The organism is Streptomyces sp. NPDC048504 (genome assembly GCF_043200035.1).
Classification (GTDB): Bacteria; Actinomycetota; Actinomycetes; order Streptomycetales; family Streptomycetaceae; genus Streptomyces.
Genome location: NZ_JBICXA010000005.1, coordinates 436529 through 456844, shown reverse-complemented (window position 1 = coordinate 456844; position 20316 = coordinate 436529). Strand labels below are relative to the sequence as shown.

At 71.8% G+C, this 20316-nt stretch carries 1 protein-coding gene (running past one end of the window); it reads left to right on the top strand.

What is annotated here, in order from left to right; genetic code table 11:
- Nucleotides 1–17 precede the first annotated feature (17 nt).
- A protein-coding gene (locus ACGFY9_RS15575; protein ID WP_393754367.1) for a hypothetical protein crosses the window boundary here: on the top strand, nt 18–20316 show its 5' portion. The gene runs 16046 nt beyond the window's last position; 20299 of the gene's 36345 nt are visible here — the first part of the coding sequence; its start codon is at nt 18–20; its stop codon lies off the right edge, out of view.

Below are 20316 nucleotides of genomic sequence, written 5' to 3'. Positions count from 1 at the left end.
GCAGCGGATCGCCCCTGATGACCATCCACGCGTCGCCCCAGCTGAACAACCTCATGTTCGTGCTCATCGGCGAGAAGTTCCTCCAGGCCGACGAGGACATGGCCTTCGCCAACGGCAAGCCGTACCAGCGGCTGGGCCGGCGGATGCGTGACCTCTCGGACCTGATCGAGCAGACCGCCGGTGGGGTGGGGCGCGCGCTGCCGCCGCAGGTCGGGAACAACTATGTGCGGGCGATGCACATGTTCCTCGACAGCGGCGGCGTCAACTACCTGCGGGATTTCGCCGACCAGCTCGACGGCATCGGGCAGTCCCGGACCAAGTCCTCCATGGACATCATGGAGTCGAAGTGGCAGATCATCGCCGAACTGGTCCGGCTGCTCATCGAGTTGCTGGTCATCGCGGTGCTGTCCGCCTTCACCGGGGGTTCCGCCTCCAGCCAGGCCGCGGTGGCGAAGGCCCGCAGCCGGGTCGCCATTCTCACGCTGATGGAATGGCTGATGAAGAAGACGCATCTGATGCCCAGCGTCACGGAGGCGATCGAAGAGGCGTTCACCACCTTCGCGGTACGGCTGGCCATGATGCTCGGCGCGCCCAAGGGCCGCCGGCCCAACGGGTTCGACTGGTCGCAGATCATCCAGGACGGCGTCTTCGGCGCGTTCACCGGCCTGTTCCACGGCCTGCTCTCGGACCTCGGCAAGGGCCTGAAGAACAACTTCAAGAACATCTTCGACACCCACAACCCGTTCAAGGACATCAGCGGCAACGGGAAGAAGTTCGACAACCACAAGTTCGACAACCCCGACCTCAACACCAAGCCGAACCCGAAGCCGACGCCGACCCCGAACCCGAAGACGACGCCCACCCCGACACCGACACCGAACCCGAAGACCACGCCCACCCCGCACATCAGGCCGACCCCGACTCCGACGCCCACACCGAAGCCGAAGAGTTTCAGCGACAAGGTGAAGCACGAACTCGGCGAGGACTTCGAGCACTTCATCACCGAGGGCGGCGCGGAGACACTCGGCGAGATCGCCACGGCGTCCATCTTCGGCTTCCCCATCGACCCCCTGAACACCTTCCTGGGCGCCGGCCTCAGCTCGATGAGCGAACGCCACCTGGGCCAGGGCGCGGGCGCGATCGGCAACAAGTTCAACTTCACCACCCCGCCGCAGGTGAACACCCTGGGCACGGCGGACATCCCGGACGACGAGACCAACTCCAACTCCAAGTCCGGCTCGGACAACGGCTCTTCGACCTCTTCGGCGAACGGCCCGTCGTCCGACTCGACGAGCACGCCGGGCCCAGGCCCTACCAACACGACGTCGAACAACGGCAGTTCGTCGACGACCACCACCCCCCAACGCACATCCACGAACACCCCGCCGACCGAGTCCACCGATACCCCCGTCGACGACGTGAACGTCGACGGGGGAGACCTCCAGAACAACGTCCCGCACAGCACGACGAGCACGTCGGGCAGCGGCAGTTCGCAGTCCAACACCCCTACGACCCATACGCCGACCAGTAATACGCCCACGAGCAGTTCGCCCACGAGGTCGCCGGAACAGGGCGATACGGACGGCGGTACCGACGAGGCACAGGGGGCCGGTCAGCAGAACGACACCTCGACCTCCGCGGACACCTCGGACACCTCAACTCCGGCTCCCTCGCCGGACGTTCCGGTCGCGAGCGGGTCCAACACCAACGTCGTACCGCCGACCACGAGTACGGGTACGGGTACGGGTACGAGCACGACCGGGTCCGGTGCTCCCACTTCGAACGGGACAGGGACGAACACGGGTAGTCCGACGTCCGGTTCCGGTTCCGGTACGTCCTCGAACGGCGGCGGCAACCCGCGCACCACGACAACGGGTCGCCCGGAGGACACGACGTCCAACGGCACCGGATCGGGCACCGACCACACGGACACCACGAACGGCACCGGCACCGACAGCACGGACACCTCGGGTACGGAGAGCAACAGCACCTCCCAGCCTGAATCCGGTACCAGCATCAGCCCTAACACCGACACACACACCGGCACCGACCTCCCCACCCCCGTCGCCACCACCAGCAACACCGCGCCCCCTACGACCAGTTCGGCACCGGAGACGACTCCCGCGCCGGAGGCGACCCAGCCGTCCCACTCCGGTACTGCCACCCCGGCACCGCGTACGGAGACGACCACCACCTCCTCCTCCGATGCCACCGTCGTACCGGAGCCGAACAGCACGCCCGCCCCCGTGCCGTCCGTGGATCTCACCCCCTCCGTGACCCCCGACTCCGCACCGGAACCCGGCAGTTTCGAGGACGTTCGCGGCGGAGTGACGCCCTCGGAGCGGAGTCACACCTGGGTCGACCCGGTCTCCCGGCCTCTCGGGGCGGACGGCATGCGTACCCAATACGTGGTGCGGGCCGGTTTCGCCGTACGGCGTTTCACCCACGACGGGGCGCCGGTCACCGATCTCACCGTGACCTATCGGCTCACCGGCAGCCCGGGCCTGGGGGCGCAGGTCGACGGTGTCCAGCAGCGGCTGACGGACGGTGTGCGGCGGGTGTTCAACACCCCGGGCCACCGGCTGGGGGACGGGAGCCTGCTGCACGTCACCGTCGTGCCGGCGGCTCCCGGTGAGACGCCGCACCTCGATGTCACTCTCACCGACCCGACGGACGGGATTCCGGCGACTCATCACTCGTGGCCGGCCGACATCTCCGACTCCGACCTGGCCCACGAGATCGGTCATCAGGTCGGGCTGCGCGACGAGAGCGGCTTCGACGCGGCCGCCCCGCACCGCGGCGGCACGTCCAGCCTGATGGGCGACCCCACGAGGTTCACGCCCGCGTCGGACCCGGCGTACGCGTCGGGTGGGCTGAGGCCCCGCCACCTCGCACTGATCGGTACCCTCGTCGGCGACCCCGCGGACGACCACCGGGGTCCCGGACGTCGGGGCCCGGTCAAGGGCGCGCCCGGCGCGGACCCGCCCGCCCCGCTCACCCCCACCGTCGACCAGGCCGATCAGGGCGACACCGCACCGCCCCCGGTGGCCACCACGTCCGCGCCCGTGCCGGGGCTCCATGACACCCACGACACCCATGACACGGACTCGCCGGACGTCGATCCGCTGGACACGGAGACGGAGGCCGAGACCGTCCCCGCGGTCGTGCCGGTCCCGGCCATCACCCTGACCTCCCCAGAGGGCGACACCACCTCGCCGGCCGAGTCGGTGGTCGGCAGTGGCCGTCGTAGTGGCACCTATCTCGGTGGCTACGGGCGGCGGCACGACGGCCAGGTGGGGCTCGTGCACGTGGAGCCGTTCGCGCCGGACGTGGTCGACGGGCTGCACCGCCAGGTGCTCACGGCGCTCGGCCGGCCCGCTCCGGAGCCGAACGACGCCGTGCTCGCGCAGCTCCGGGACGTGCTGTCTGCGGAGCAGATGGCGCTGAACCTGCCGTATCTGCGCAGTCTCGGCGGTCACCGCATCGTCCTGGACGTCGGCGGCGTCGACCACGAGGTGGACGTACGGCTGACGCTCGACGACAGGCGGCCGTCCGTACGGCAGGGCGCTCTCGACCCGAGCGATCCCGACAAGCATGTGGAGCGGCGCGGGCAGGGCACCCGGGAGATCGTCTCGGCGCAGCCGTCCGGCACGTTCTCGACGATCCCGGTGCCGTGGACCGGTTCGATACCGGTCGCCGCGGCGGGCCCGGTCCGCGGGGTGGACATCGCGCTGGGCGCGACCATCACCCACAACCAGGCGGACGGTTCGACCACCGTCACCCAGGTCGTGCAGACCACCAGCGCCCAGCGCAGCAACGAGCCCTCCCGCGCCTACGACTTCACCGACAACTGGCAGGTCCGCGTGGCCGCGCCGGCCCAGGACACGGGCGTAGAGAATGCGCGGGATACGACAGATACGACCGACACAACAGGCGTGACGGACACGGCCGTTGTCGTCGCGAACCCCGATCCCGATCCCGCGCCCGACTGGAGTCCGGCCGAGCAGCACGGGTCGGTGACCATCTGGTTCCCGCAGCACCTCGTGGACGCCGACAGCGATCCCGGGCAGGAGCTGCCCGCACCCGCCGACATCAGGACGCTGCCGATCTACGGCGTGGACTCGGTGCTGCATCCGCGGCGGCTGTACGAGGGGGCCGCGGCGCACTTCAGCGACGACCTGGACGAGACGTCCTCGGCCCAACTCGCGGACTTCCTCGCTGAACCGATCCTGCGGGGCACGCTGCCGATGCAGGTCGAGGGCGGGCTGTACTCGCCGGTGCTCACCGACGCGCGCGGACGTGCGGTCGGCATGATGCGGCTGGACGCGACGGTCCGGGGGACCACCCCGGTGGCCAAGAGCCTCGACAAGAAGATCAACCTCGAAAGCCATGTCGTCAACTCGGTCAAGAACGACCAGAACACGTCGTTCAACAGCGGGGTGACGTTCACCGGCAGCATCGGTCCGACCTTCACGAACGACCACAGCGCGGGACACCCGGACGCCTCCCACGGCATCGGCGGCACCGTCAACGGCAAGGGGACCGCCAGCCTCGCGGCGCAGAACGTGTTCGGCACCAGCAACCTCGCGGGCACCATGCACGCGGTGCGCACCAACCGCAGCCATCTGCTGACCGAGGCGGACGTCGAGTACACCCTCACCCTGATCCGGCCCGACGGCTCCATCTCCACCTATACGCCCGGGACTTGGACCCACGCTCTCGATCTGCGGGTGCTCAGCGCCGAGGACGCGGCGGGGCACGAACCGGAGCCGGACGAAGTGCGGGTGCTGCCGCCCGAGTTGGAGAACCTGGAGTCGATCGGACAGTCCATCGCGCCGCTCGGGGTGGACGAGAACGACGCGGAGCCGCTGTTCGAGGACGCGGAGACCTGGCTGCGGGACCGCGGCTTCCTGCCGCCGCCGGCGGACGCCCCGCGCCGGGGCCGGCTGCCTGACGAGACGCTGGTGCAGGCCCAGTTGAACAATCTGCGGCGGCTGCAGGAGCTGCGTTCCCCGCTCGGGCTGCGCGCGGCGACGGACTCCATGGTGGACGGCGGCCACTCCCTGTTCCTGGAGATCCCCTCCGTGACGGGGCGGCGCCGGGTACGGCTGGAGTTGGGCGCGCAGCGCGACCCGAACCGGCCGGTGGAGCACCGCACGGTGCTGCCCGACATCCAGGTCATGGGCCTGGCCCAGGCGGCGGGCGGCGGCACCGCCCGGCTCGGCAACACCTACGGCCTGGGCGCCGGGTTCGGCGGCGGCCTCACCGTGCCCACACCGCACGGCGGCGCGTGGACCCTGAACGCCACCGGCGACTACCAGTACGTCGGCCAGGCCGCACTCGGCAACACCACCGGCACCACGCTCGGCCACGACCAGTTCTTCATCGGCACCGGGCAGGACACCCACGAGTTCGGGGTACCGGCCCGCCTCACACTCGACCTGTACGAGGGCTCGGGCCAGGAACCCGTGGCCCGGTTCGGCGAGGTGGCACCGCCTGCCCAACACGGCGAGCCCGACCCGGAGTCGGGCCTGGACGCCCCGCAGGAGAGGGGCGTCGCGGGCACGATCCGGCTGGCCGTACCGCACGAGCGCACGCTGGCCGACGCGGAGCCCGCGCCGCAGGGTGAGCCGTTCACCGTACGGCGGGTCACGCAGGAGGACAGGGACCGCCTGGCCATGACGGACCCGGCCACCGGCGATCCGCATCCGGACGTGGTCCGCGTCCCGGACGACGCCCTGATCGACGTGGTGCGCGGTTCGGCGGCGCTCCAGGACGCCTTCCGGCGGATCGTCGGGGGCGACGGTGTCGACACCGACACCGACACCGATGCCGGCACTGACACCAACACCAACACCAACACCAACACCAACACCAACACCAACACCGATGCCGAACCGGCCGCCCCTCCCGGCCGCGTCTCCAGGCTGGTGGACAACGTCACCGGGTTCCTGAGCAGTTCGCTGGTCGGGAGTCCGTTCGGCGACACCACCACGGTGAGCGCCGAGTCCCGTATCACCGCGCTCTCGCCCGGTTCGCTGGTCGGCCGGGGGCATCAGATCTTCAGCGGCACCTACGTGGTGGAGGGGCTGACGCTGCCCGGGCTCGGTGCCGACGGGCAGCTCGCGATCGAGATCGAGGCCGTCGCCCACACGCCCCGGCTGACGCAGAGCGTCAACCAGTACCTGGAGACCGGCATCACCGCCGCCGACTCGGCGCAGCAGCTCAAGGGCCTCGGAAAAACACACCAGTTCGGGGTGGGCGGCTCGGCGACCCAGAACAACCCGCCCAGTCCCACCCCGAGTTCGCAGCCCGCCGGCTCGCCGGCACCCACGCCGTCCACGCCGTCCCGCTTCAACCCGTCCGGGCGCTACCAGTACGACCGCAAGAGCGACAAGTCCGACACCCTCATCAGCGGCACCGGCACCAACCGGGTGCCCACCCAGTCGGGCCTCCAGCACCGGGTCACGGCCGACGTCACCTACCTGATCACCGTACGGTCCGGACACCGCAACGTGCTCGCCAACTCCCTCGGGTTCGGGCCCGGGGAGACCGTCACGCTCGCCGTGGACGTGCCGCGCGGGCTCCAGTTCCTGATGACGGAGAGTCAACTCCGGCGCGACGAACGGTGGATGGGTGCTCTGCCCGAGCGCCCGGCCGACCCGTCGACGACCGGTCTGACGAGCCCGTCCCTGCCCGACCGGTACGTCCGCGACGGCACCCTCGGACTGGCCGCGGTCAACTCGGTCACGGAGTTCTCCGACCCGGGCACGGGCCCGACACCGACCCCGCAGATCGAGCAGCGCAACCGACTCCACAACGACGTACGGCAGTTGGTGGACCGCTACGCGCCCGGCGTGACCACCCCCGGCCACGCCTCCTACCTGCCCGGTGTCGCCGCGCTGATCGCCGACAACACCGGTGTCGCCGGGAAGCGGGCACTGATCGGGCGCGGCGGCGGACAGACCAGGTTCAGCTTCCGGCACCACCGGTTCGGCGGCGCGGCCCTGGTCGAGGTGACGTTCTCGGCCCGCCCCACGAGCACCGCCGCGGACCGGGGCGCCGTGCGGGGCACCGCCGTGCCGGGCGACAAGTCCGGTATAGAGCAGTGGGGTTCACACACGGCGGAGGGTCACTCGCTCTCCTCCTCGGTGGGCCGGACACACCGTTTCACCGGCAACCCGACGGCCCGGTTCAGCCGCCCCGACGCCGACGACCGTACGGACCGGCTCGGTCCCTCCGCCACCGTGGTCTCCTCGTCCAGCAAGGTCGACAAGAGCGGACGCACCGCCGAGGACCGGTACTGGCTGCGCACCGACAGCGCCGCCGACTTCGACGGCCTTGACTACGAGTTGGTCGCCACCGTCCGCACCACCCTGGTCACCGACTGGCCGCCGAACGTGGTGGGCGCGCTGGTGCAGCGCGGGGTCATCGCCTGGGACGACGCCGACGCGCCGACCCGCTCCTGGATCAGCCGCACCCTCTCCGGCGAACTCGGCGGCCAGGTCCGGGTACCGGCCCAGGTGAGCCTGCGCTTCACCGGCAGCGAGACGGACAGCACCCGACCCCCGCTGCCCGCGCCCGCGCCGCCCTCGGTGTCCCGGGTCGACCCCCGCCAACTGCCTGCCGCACAGCCCGCGTTGCAGGACGCCGACCTGTTCCACCCGACCGGCTCCGTCCCGGTCTACGGCTTCGACGCGTGGAGCGAGCTGTACACCGCCCTCGACCAGGTGGCCCCGGACACCGGGAGCGGCTGGCGCTCCGTGCCGGCCTCGACCTCCGACGAGAACGCGTCGGTACGGCTCGGTGAACTCATCCAGGCCGGCACGATCTCGCTCGACACACCCCGGCAGACCGGCGGGATGCTGCCGGCGATGCCGGGCGCGTTCCCGCTGCAGAACGCGCCGGACCAACGGCCCACCCTCACCGTCTCGTTGTACCGGCCTAGGGTGGTCACCGACGGCGGCGACGTGACCCTCGACCGGCTGCGGATCAACACGCAGAGCAGCAGCACCGTCTCCGGCGCCGACACCACCACCGGGCTGTCGCTGCCGTTCGTCATGAGCGCCGACGACCCCGACCGCAACCTCCTCGGCGCGACCCCGCCGGTGCTCCAACGGCCCGTGGACGCGAGCAACTTCGGCAGCGGAGTCTCCGGTGGCCGCCGCGACTGGCTCAAGACCGGCAGCACCAGCCTGCCCGCCGACGGCCGCGGCACCCGCAGCTACGAGGTGCAGGCCGACGTCCACATCGAGGTCACCGGCCCCGAGGGCGTACGCCATGTCACGGGTACGGCCACGATCCGCATCGAGGAGCGCGACGCCCTCGGTCACGGCATCACCGAGCCGAATCCGGTGCCCCAGGTCTACGACCTCCCGGCCCTGCTCACCGAGGGCACCAACACCGCGCCGCACGACTGGGCGACGACCCCGTTGCGGAACGTACGGAACAACCTGAACGCGGGCGTCGACCTCACCGACGACGGCTTCCAGCTCTGGGTGGCCACCGGCCCCGACCCGGACGGCTCCCGCCTGGCCCTGGCCCTCTACGCCGCGTCCCGGGCCGCCCGGGACAACGGGCGCCCGGTGGAACTCGTCACCCGGGGCCCGGAGGGCCTGCGCGTCTGGGCCTTCGACCCGGACGGCACACTGACCGGGCCGCAGGCGTCGGACTCCACCACCGGTGTCGTGTCCCTGGACCAGGCCTGGGCGGACTTCGAGCGCGAGGCCGCCGCGTTCGACCAGGCCGAGGCCGACCACACCGCGGCGCTCGACGACGAGTACGAGCAGCGGGGGCTGCGGCCCGACGCGCAGGACGCCCTGAACGACGCGGTCACCGCACTGACGGACGCGGCGGACGAGGCCCACCGGACCGACACGGCCGCGACCACCGCCGAGCAGAACGCGGACCAGGCCGAACAGGACCTCCGCGGCCTCATCGACCGCGAGAAGACGCTGACCGGCGGGATCTCCGACGCCCGCCGCACGATCGGCCCGCTCACCGACGCGGTCTCCGAGGGCGAGCGCCAGGAGATACGCCTCAGCGCCCAGGCCAAGACCGCCCGACGCCAACTGGCCGACCTCACGGCCCGCGCCGCCGAGGCCTCGAACACGAGGGCTTCCGGCTCCGGCTCCGGCGACACGGAGAACGTTCCGGTGCCGGGCCCGTCCGGCACGGATGGCGCTACGACGGTCGACAGCACGACGCCGGGTACGGTCCCGCAGGACTCGGAGACGCCGGGCCCGATCACGTCGGACACGGTGGCGCCGGAGACGGTCGTGGAACCCGCGCCGGAAACGGCCGTAGCACCGCCGGCCGGGGACGACACCACCGCCCCCGCCTCCGCCGTAGACCCCCGTCTCACCCAGCAGATCGCCGAAGTCACCGCCCAGGTCGGCAAGTTGGACGCCGATCTCACCGAGGCCCGGGCCGGGCTTGATCGGGACCGTGCCGCGCTCCGGGACGCCCAGGCCGGCCTGGACCGCGATGTGGCGGCTCTGAACGAGGCGCGGGCGCAGCTCCCCGGCGTGCGGGCCACGGCCGGGACCCGGCGTGCGGAGGCGGGCACGGCTCGTGGGCTCGCGGCGGACGCGACCCTGGCCCACGAGGACGCACGCGAGAACCATGAGCGGGCGGCGCGGACGCTCGGCGAGATCGATACCCAGATCGGCAACGCCCTCGGCAGGCGCGACGACGCCGCGGCCCGCCGGGCGGCGGCGGAGACCGCGCTGCCCGGCGCGACCGGCGCGGTGCTGGCCTCCGGCCCCTCGGCGCTGCCCACATCACACACGACGCTGGCCTCGGTGAGCCCGCGCTGGCCGGGCTCGGGTCGCCACCGCACGGCGGGTCCCTCCACCGACAACACCCCGCTCCCCGGCGACGACAACATTTCCGAGAGCGACAACTCGACCACCGGGGACGAGGATTCAGGGGGAGACGACAGTTCGGACGCGGACACCGAACTGACCACGCCCGATCAGACGTCTCTCGTCCCGCCGAAGGACCCCCCGGCGACCGGCGACAACGACGGCACCGGCGGCGACCAGGGCGGCACGTCCGGCGACCCCGGTACGACCTCCGCCCAGGACAGCGCGTTCGACGCCCTGGTCGGCAACACCAACACCACCGCCACGTCAGCCGACCTGCACAGTGCGCCGACGGACACGGCAGACACGGCGGACACGGACACCGACCCACCCAAGACCGAGGACAAGGGCAAGGGCAAGGCGCCTGCCCAGGACGACACCGACGGCACGTCATCCACCCCCGTCCCCACCGCCCCCCAGCCCGCCGCCTTCCAAGTGCGGGCCCCGCGAGGCAACTTGGTACCGACCCGCGGTGACGGCCGATGCATCCTCTACACGTTCATCGGCACCGACCCGGCGCGGGTCCGCGACCGGTTGTCCGACCTGCGGACCCGGGCTCCGGAGACCTACGCCTGGCTGGGCGACCCGAATCAAGTCCGGGCCGGGCTGGCCCAGTTCAGCCGGTGGCGGCCGGGCACCCCGATGCCCAGGGCCGGCCGGCACCTGATGCTCGCGGCCGACCAGCTGCGTGTCCTCGCCGAGGACCGGCTGCTCACCGCGCGCAGTGAACGCCCGCTGCCGCACGAGGTGGTGGGCCAGGTACGGCAGACGCTCGCGGGGTGGTTCGACGGGCGCACGGCGACCATGGACCGGCCCGAACTCCTGGCGACCCTCGACGAGTACGGCATCACGGGGGTGACAGAGCCGGACCAGTTGGAGCGGGACGATCTCGACACGCTGTACATCGAGGCGCTGACCGGAAACAACGCGATCGGCCCGGCGGATCCCAGCGTCCGGGACATGTTCGCGTACCTGCGCGACACCGACCAACTGCCCACGCTGGAAAGCCTCTCCGACGACCAGCTCCGCAGGCTGCTCGGGCACGGATACACCGTCAGCGACGCACAGTTCACCGACGCCGAACTGGCCCACGCGCTCGACGCCGTCCAGAACTGGTCCAAGGCGTACGAGAGCAACCAGGGGGAGTTGTTCCTCCCGCTGCTGGCGGACACCCTGGACGTGGCCGTCGAGGTACTGCGGCCGGACCCGTCGACCGGCCTCGGCACCGTCACCCGCGTCGGCTCACCCACGGCCACCCGGGTCCTGGAGGTCCACTACACGGGCCTGAACCACTACAACGCCACCGACGCAGGCCCCCTCACCGTCGACCCGGCCACCGTCACCCCGGCCCCCGCACCCAGGGGCCCCGGGGACGCCAACAGTGTTCAGCCGAACGGCCGTTACCGTCCCGCGCCGACCCGCGACGCAGACGACGACCGCCCTGCGTCCCGTGTCGCCGACCCCGCGCCGAAGGACACGTGGCACGGTCTGCGTCCGCATGCCCGTCCCGCCGTTCACAGCACGGAGCGGTTCGATGCGCACGCGGACCAGTCCAACTCGCCCCGGCCGGGGGTTCTCAGCGGCGCGACGACTCTCATCCGTACGCAGGTCCGTCGTATCCAGGCGCCCAACGGCCAGTGGATACGGGACTACACGCTCAACCTCCCGGTCACCGCGACGAACCCTGACCTCACCCAGCAGCTCAACGAACGCATCTCACGTCTCCTGGACACGCATCTCAACTCCGGTCTGGCGCTGCCCAGTTCGGGCGACCAGCTGCACATCAACCTCAACCTGATCGCCGACCCCGATCACCCCGAGACGATCACTCTCACCGACACCGCGAACCCGGCCCGCGCGGACCAACTCCACCTGGACGCGAACCACTCGGACGAGGATCTCCTGCACGAGGTCCTCCACTACCTCGGCCTCCCGGACGAACAGCGCGACAACGACTTCCTGTTGCGCAACCACCCGAACAGCACGACCGTCCACACCACCGGGGTTATGGCCAGCACCCAGACCCCCGTCCACATCCCCCGCAGGTATCTCCGCACGATCGAGAACGTCACCTCTGCGGGGCCCCAACTCCACGACCACGCAGGCCAGGACACCACCGCCCCCGCTCTGGACCCCGACACGACCCCCATCCCCACCGAGGCCTCGCTCACGTGGCCCACCTCCCAGGCCCCGACCGCACAGCCGCCCGCACAGGTCCAACTGCCGTCGAGCTACGTGAACTCCTACGGCGCGCTCCCGGACGGGACCGTCGGGCTCGTGTACCCGGAGCCGTTCTCCGACGAGGTGGTCCAGGGGCTGCACGGGCAGGTCTACGAGGCGCTCGGGCTGGATGTGGACAATCCGCCGGAGCCGGTGCGCGAGCAGGTGCAGGACGCGCTGAGCCGGGAGAACCTCGCGCTCCAACTCCCGTATCTGCGCTCGAACGGCGGTCATCGCATCACCGTCCACGTCGGCGGACGCGATCGCACCGTCGACGTACAGCTGACGCTCTCCGACGCGCGGGCCTCGTTGCGGCAAGGGCGCTTCGACCCGCGTGATCCGGACAAGCACGTCGAACGGCGCGGGTTCGGTACGCGGGAGAACTTCTCCAGCCAGCCGTCGGGGACGTACCGCACGATCCAGGCGCCGTGGACCGGTACGTTCCCGATCACCGCGCCAACACCGGTGCGGGCGGTGGACGGGTCGGTGACGCTGTCCATCACGCACAACCAGGCCAGTGACGCGACGACCGTCACGCAGGCCGTCCAGACGACCTCCGCCCAGCGCTCCAACGAGCCCTCGGATCCAGTGGAGTTCACCACCCACTGGCGCGTGCGCGTCGACGCCCCCGCGGTCACCGCGACGCCCACCGCGCCGACCGGGACGACCGCGCCCGCCACCGCCCCGGCGACGGGCGGATGGCGCGGGCCGGTGTCGCACGGTTCCACCACGATCTGGTTCCCGCGGCACCTCACCACCGCCGATCCGGCGCCGGGCTCGCTGCCCGCGCCCGCCGCGCCGACCGATCTCCCGCTCTACGGCGTCGACTCCGTGATCGATCCCCGGGCGCTGTACGAGCACGTCCACCAGACGTTCCACACGCACCTGGACGACACCGCCGCCGGCCAGGTCGCAGACTTCCTCTCCGAACAGGTGCTGCGCGGCACGCTGCCGATGCAGATCCACGGCGGGCTCTACTCGCCCGTGATCACCGACGCCGACGGCAACGCGGTCGGCATGCTGCACCTGGTCACCGAGCCCGGGACCAGCACCCCGCAGCGGCAGAGCACCGCGGGCCAGATCAACCTTGAGAGCCATCTGGTCAACACCGCGAAGGTGGACCTCTCTTCGAAGTACACCAGCGGGATCGGCGTCAGCGGCACCGCCGCCGTCGCCCTCACCGGCGACCACAGCCAGGGTCATCCGGACGCGTCGAGCATGATCGGCGGCAGCCTCGGTCTGCGCGTGCAGGGGCAGGCGACCGTCACCAACACGTACAGCGCGAGCAGTTCGGCCGGCACGATGCACGCCATCCGCACCAACCAGAGCCATCTGCTCGCCCCCACCGCGGTCACTTACCGGGTCACCCTGATCCAGCCGGACGGCAACCGGCTGCAGGCGCCCGCGCTTCCCCGGGCGCACGGCATGGATCTACGGCTCCTGAGCGGGACGACCGCCGCCGGGCACACGCCGACCGCCGCCGAGACACGTGAACTCCCGCACTCCCTGGAGCGGTTGGACGGCATCGGGCTGAGCGCGGCCCCGCTCGACGTCACCGGTACGGATCGTCTGTTCGACGAGGCCGAGACGTGGCTGCGCCGCGAGGGCTTTCTGCCGTCCGCTCACGGCGTGGTGCGCGGCCATGAGCCCGAGCACCAGATCCGGCTGCACGCGCAGCTCAACAACCTGCGCCGGCTGAAGGAGGCCCGTTCCCGCACCGGGCTGCGCGCTGCCACCGATGCGATGGTCGACGGCGGACACGCTCTGCACTTCGAGGTGCCCAACAGCTCCGACACAGGCGTCCGTCGGGTCCGCCTGCTGCTCACCGCCGACCGTGACACCGGGCAGGCCAGCACTCATGACCTCGTTCTCCCGGGCATCCAGGTCATGGGTCTGGCGCAGATGGCGGGCAGCGACGCCGAGCAGCGCGGTGAGTCGTACAGCGGTGCGTTCGGGGCCTTGGGCGGTGTCGGCGGGCCGTTGCGCAGCTGGGGGTCCATCGCGTTCGGGGGCGACTACCAGTACGGCCAGCAGATCACGCACGGCGACACCGTGGGCGGCGCCACCGGCCACGACCAGTTCTTCATCGCCACCAACCAGGACAGTCACGCGTTCGACGTGCCGGTGCGGTTGGCCCTGGACCTGTACGCGGACGACGGGGTCGAGCCGAGCGAGCGGTTCGGGCGGAACCTGAACCAGGCCGCCGCACCGCCACCGGCCGCTGCCCCGGCCCCAACTGCCGCCGGTGCGCCTGCCGTTGCCCCCGCACCGCCCATCCCGCCGACGGTCACCGGCACGCTGCGGCTGGCGGTGCCGCACGGCCGTACCCACGCACCCGCGACGACCCCCGCACCGCCCGCACGGGCCGACGGGACGCCGCGTCCGGTCGACGCGGCCGACACGCGCCGTCTCGCCGCGACCGACAACCGGGGCAACCCGCGCCCGGGTCTGGTGCGGATACCGGACGACGCCCTGATCGACACCGTGCGCGGCTCCGCGGCCATCGAGTCGGTCTTCCAACGGGCCGCCCGGGAGATCCGCCACCAGGCCCAGCAGACGACGCCCCCCACCCCGGCCACCGGCCCGATCCTCCCCGTCACCACCGCCGGTATGGCACCCGCGCCCGCCCCCGCCGCGCCGCAGCGCGCGAGTCTCTTCCCGCTCGCCGGGCACGGGCTGTTGGACAACACGACGCGCGCCGCCGAGACCCGGCACGCGGCGATCACCCCGGGCAGTCTCGTCGCTCACGGCCACGAACTGTTCAAGAACTCCTACGTAGTTGAGGGCCTGAGCCTGCCGGGAACCCTCGCGGACGGTCAGTACTCGCTGGAGATCCAGGCCATCGCGCACCAGCCCCGCCTGCTCGACACCACCCGGCAGTACCTGGAGACCGGTGTCTCGGCCACCGGCAGCGCCCAGCAGCTCAAGTCCCTGGGAAAGTCGAACCAGTTCGGCGGCACCGGATCGGCCACCCAGAACTCGACCACACCGGTGGCAGAGGGCGCCGCCAAGCCGAACAAGAACCAGCTCAGCCCGGCGGTACGGCTCAACAAGGTGTCCCGCACCGACACCTCCGACACCCTCTCCGCCAGCACGGGCGTCAACCGCACCCCCACCGAGAGCGGCGACCTGCACCGGGTGGTCGCCGACGTCACCTATGTGGTCGAGGTCCGGGCCGGCTCCCGCACCCTGGGCAACGGGATCCTGGACGCCGGCACGATCGAGCCCGTCACCTTCGCGGTGGACGTCCCCGACGGCCTCCAGTTCCTCATGACCCAGGGCCAACTCGACCGTGACGCACGGTGGATGCGCTCGGTGACCGGTCTCACCCCGGCGCCCGTCCAGGGCCAGGCTCCGCTGCCGGCGTCGTACGTGCGCAACCGCCAACTGGGCCTCGGCGGCGTCCTCTCGGTCAGCGAGTACGAGACCGTCCCCGCCCCCGCACCCGCCGCGGCCCCCGCACCCGCCGCCGGCGCCGCGATCCCGCTGGTGCGGCTCAACAACGAGGTGGAGCGGCGCGGCCAGGTCGGGCGCCGGCTGCGGACCCTGGTCGAGACCGAGGCACCCGGAGTGTTCACCCCGGGGCACGCCGGCCACCAGCCCGGTGTGCTCAGCCGGATCACCCAGCTCACCTCCACCGCCGGACTGCGCTCACTGCCCGGACGAGGCCCGGACGGCACCCCGCACCCGGCCACCACCCGTTTCCACTTCCGTCACCACGGTTACGGCGGTGAGCGGCTGGTCGAGGTCATGCTGCGGGCGAGGCCCCGGGCGGCCCAGAACCTGGCCCGTGTCCGAGGCACCTCCACCCCCGGTTCCGGTCTCGAACAGTGGCAGTCGCACACCGCCGCGGGCCGCAGTGCCGTCCGCGCCTCGATCGGGCAGGCGCAGCTCCCGGTCACGCCGGCGGTCCGCTATCTCCGGCCGGACCAGGGTCCCGATCCCCTGACGACGGACCGTGCGGAGGTGGGGTTCACCCCGCAGTCGGCCAGCAGCATCTCGGCCCGGCGGGCGACCACGGCCGACAACCGCTTCTGGCTGCGTACGGACAACGGTGCCGACTTCGACGGCCTCCAGTACGACTACGAGCTGACGGTCCGTTCCGCGCTGGTCGTCGACTGGCCGCCGAACGTCATCGGCGGTCTCATCCAGAACGGTGTCATCGCCTGGGCCGACGCGGACGGGGACGTACGCCAGTGGATCGACAGGCTGCTGGCGGGCGGCAACGAGCGCACCGACACCGTCCCGGTCCGCCTGGCGCTGCGGTTCACCGGCACCGAGACCAACGTGCCCGTACCGACGGCCACGGTGACCGCCGCGTCCGCCGAGTCCGGCGCCGACCCGCGCAACTCGGTGCGGCCGGCCGGCCCCTATCTCACCGACGCGCAGATGTTCCATCCGGTGGGGCCGACCCCGGCGTTCCACTTCGACGGCTGGGCGCATCTGGAGACGGCGCTGAACAACGTCGCGCCGCGCCGCCTGGGCGGTTGGCACGCGCAGATCACCTCCGTGTCGGTGGAGGGACAGGCCGTCCGGCTCGGCCAGTTGATCCAGGCCGGACGGGTCTCCCTCGACCGTCCCCGGCTGGTCGCCGACCTCACTCGCAAGGTGCCGGGCACCGCGCCCTTCGAAGGGGCACCCGATCAAGCCCCGTCGATCGCGGTCACGCTGTACAACCCGCGCCGTTCCACCCACGCCGACGACGTCACCCTCGACCAACTGCACAACACCACCGACACGGTGAGCACCGCGGCCGGCGCCGACCACTCCTTGGCGACCTCGCTCACGTACCGCCTGAGCGGTGAGGACAACAATCGCCAGCTCGGCGGGGTCAACGTCCCGCTCGCGCAACGGCAGACCCAGCCCTCGGCCTTCGGCGGCACCACCACCGGCAGCCGTCGTGACTGGCTGAAGTCCGGCAGCACCGCCGCGCCCGCCAACGGGGCGCGCGGGACGCGGAGTTACGTCGTCGACGCGGACGCGCATCTGCTCGTGGAGGGACCGCAGGGCACCCGTCACGTCACCGGCACCGTCACCCTCCGCATCGAGGAACGTGACCTCCTCGGCCATGGTCTGCTCACCCCGGCGGAGACCCCGCCGAACCTCCACGACCTGCCGGCGCTCGTCCCCGACTGGGCCACCGTAGAACCGCACACGCTGCCCGAGCGCCTCAACTCCGCGATCCCTGCGGGTAGTCACGGCGTGCAGGTCTGGGTGGCCCTCGGCGCCGACCCGCAGGGCACCCGGCTCGGCCAGGCGCTCTACGGGGCCTCGCGTGCGGCCGTGCTCGGGAACCGTCCGCTGGAGTTGATGACGCGTGACCCGCAGGGCATCCGCCGCTGGGAGTTCAACCCTGACGGTGCCCTCGTCACCGCCGACCCCGACCTGAGCACCGCGTGGAACGCCTTCGACGCCCAGGCCGAACTCCTGTACACCGCCACCGAAACCCTCTCCGACACCCCGCAGCGGCTGAACCTCCGCTTCGCTGCCCGCCGGGAGGCCAACCAGGCGTACACGGAAGCCGTGGAAACCCACGAGGAGGCGCAGCGCGCGGTCACGGACGCGACCACCGCCCATACCCGGGCGAGGAAGACGGCCGCCGACTCCGCCAGGGCCGCGCGCCGGGCGGAGGCACTGGTCGAGCGGCTGAAGCGCGAGCTCGCGGAGGCCCGGCGGACCGCCACGACACTGCCACCGGTCATCAAGCAGCACGAGCGGGACGAGACCAAGGGCCGCCGCGATCTTCGGGCGGCCCTGGCCGAGCTGACGCAGGCCGAGAACGCCGCACGGGCCGCCGCCCAACAGGCCGCGAGGAACGGGCAGTCGAGCACCACTCCCGCCCCGGCCCCTGCCGCAACCGGCGCCCCGCGCTCCCACACCCCCGCGGCCGATGTCGCCGGCGACCCCCGGGTGCAGGCCGTGCTCCCGGCGATCACCGCCGCCGACAACGCGATCCAGCGGGCCACCGCCGCGCTCACCGCGGCCCGGCCGGTGCTGGCGCGAGCGGAGCACATCGTCGAGGTCGGGCCGGACCGCATCAGCGCGGAGGAGAACAACCACGCGGAGGCCGTGGAGAAGGAGCGGAAGGACGCGGAGGCCGAGGTCGTCGCGGCCCGCGACCTCCAGGTCGCCACGGAGAAGGAGACCGACGCCCGGCGCGAAGTGACCGAGGCCGCGGACGAAGTCGCCGACCGCGACAGGGAGATCGCCGCCGTCGTCACCGCGCAACAGCGGGCCGCCGCCGACCAGATGGCGGCCACCGACGCGCTGCCCGACCTGGCCGGCGACGTCCAGGACAGCGCTCCGACCCCCGAACAGTCACTGCGGACCACCTTCGCCACCACCCCGCCCCGCTGGCCCACCCCCGACGGCCCGGCCGCCCCCCTCCCGGCCGGCGGCCAGACCCACACCCCGCCCGCCGCCGTCACCACGGGGACGAGCCCCACGACGACGACACCCGCGCCGAAGCCGCAGCCGAAGAAGAGCGGGGCGCCCAAGTCCGGTACGAGCAACGCCAAGACGGACAAGACGGGTAAGGGAGACAAGACCGGCAAGGACAAGAAGCCTGCCACCGGCAAGAGCACGGCCGTCGACAAGGGCAAGGGCACGGCCAAGTCCCCGCTCGTCCAGTCGCCCCCGCCCCCCGGCACGAGCCCGGCCGCCCCGCAGTCTCCCTACGTGGCCCCCGCCGGCCGCGTCGTCGCGACCCCCGGCGACGGCTACTGCCTCCTCTACGCCGTCATCGGCAGCGCGCCGGACCTGGTCCGCACCCGCCTGCGGCAGGCCGACCCGGCCTTCGCCGCGGCCACCGCCGCCTGGCTCGCCCGGCCCGACGACGTACGGCACACCCTCAGGACACTCACGGCGCAGCCGCAGACCACCAACCCGGGAACAGGCCATCTGCGGGCCGCGCAGCGGGGGTTGCAGAACCTGGTCCGGGCCCGGCTGACAGCGGCACGCGACGGCAGCCGCCCGCTCCCGCCCCAGGTGCTCGGCCAGCTCCGGGGCGTCCTCGCCGGTGAGTTCGCGACGCTGGTGGAGGACGCGTCCGACGCTGCCGTCGCCAACCAACTGAACGTGTACGGCATCCAGGGCGTCACCCGCACCGAGGACCTGGACCCGGTCGACCTTCAGACCCGCTATCTGCAAGCGGTCTCCATGCCGGGCGCACCGCCCGCACTGACCGGCACCCCACCGAGCAACCGGCGGATGTTCGCCTATCTGCGATCGATGGGCGCGCTGCCGACGCCCGCCGCCATGACACCGGCCGGACGCCGGTGGCTGCTGACCGCCGGCTATCACCGGAGCACCGTCCCCCTCACTCAAGGAGAGGCACGCCTGCTCGACAGCGCGGTGGACACCTGGTCGGACTCGTGGGCTGACCCGGTCGGCGACACCTTCCTGCCGCTGCTCGCAGACACCCTCGACGCCCCGGTCCACGTCTTCGAACCGGTGACCGACACAACCGCCGGCCCCCGTGGCATCGTGCTGCGCTACGGCCCGACGAACACCAACACCCCAGCGCTGGAGGTCCGTTACACGGGCCTGAACCACTACAGCGCGAGCGACGCGAACCCGAATGCCGCCCCGGCGAACATCACCACGTCGAAGGCACCCCGGGGTCCCGAGGACGCCAACAGCGTTCAGCCAGACGGCCGTTACCGTCCCGCGCCGACCCGGCACGCCGGTGACGACCTGCCTGCGTCCCGTGTCGCCGACCCCGCGCCGAAGGACACGTGGCACGGTCTGCGTCCGCATGCCCGTCCCGCCGTTCACAGCACGGAGCGGTTCGATGCGCACGCGGACCAGTCCAGCTCGCCCCGCCCTGGGGTTCTCAGCGGTGCCAGGACTCTCATCCGTACGCAGGTCCGTCGTATCCAAGCCCCCAACGGGCAGTGGATCCGCGACTACACGCTCAACCTCCCAGTCACCGCCACCGTCCCGGCCCTCACTCAGCAGCTCAACGAACGCATCTCGCGCCTCCTGGACACGCATCTCAACTCCGGACTGGCGCTGCCCAGTTCGGGCGATCAGCTGCACATCAACCTCAACCTGATCGCCGACCCCGATCACCCCGAGACGATCACTCTCACCGACTCCGCGAACCCGGCCCGCGCGGACCAACTCCACCTGGACGCGAACCACTCCGACGAGGACCTGCTCCACGAGGTCTTGCACTACCTCGGCCTCCCGGACGAACAGCGCGACAACGACTTCCTGTTGCGCAACC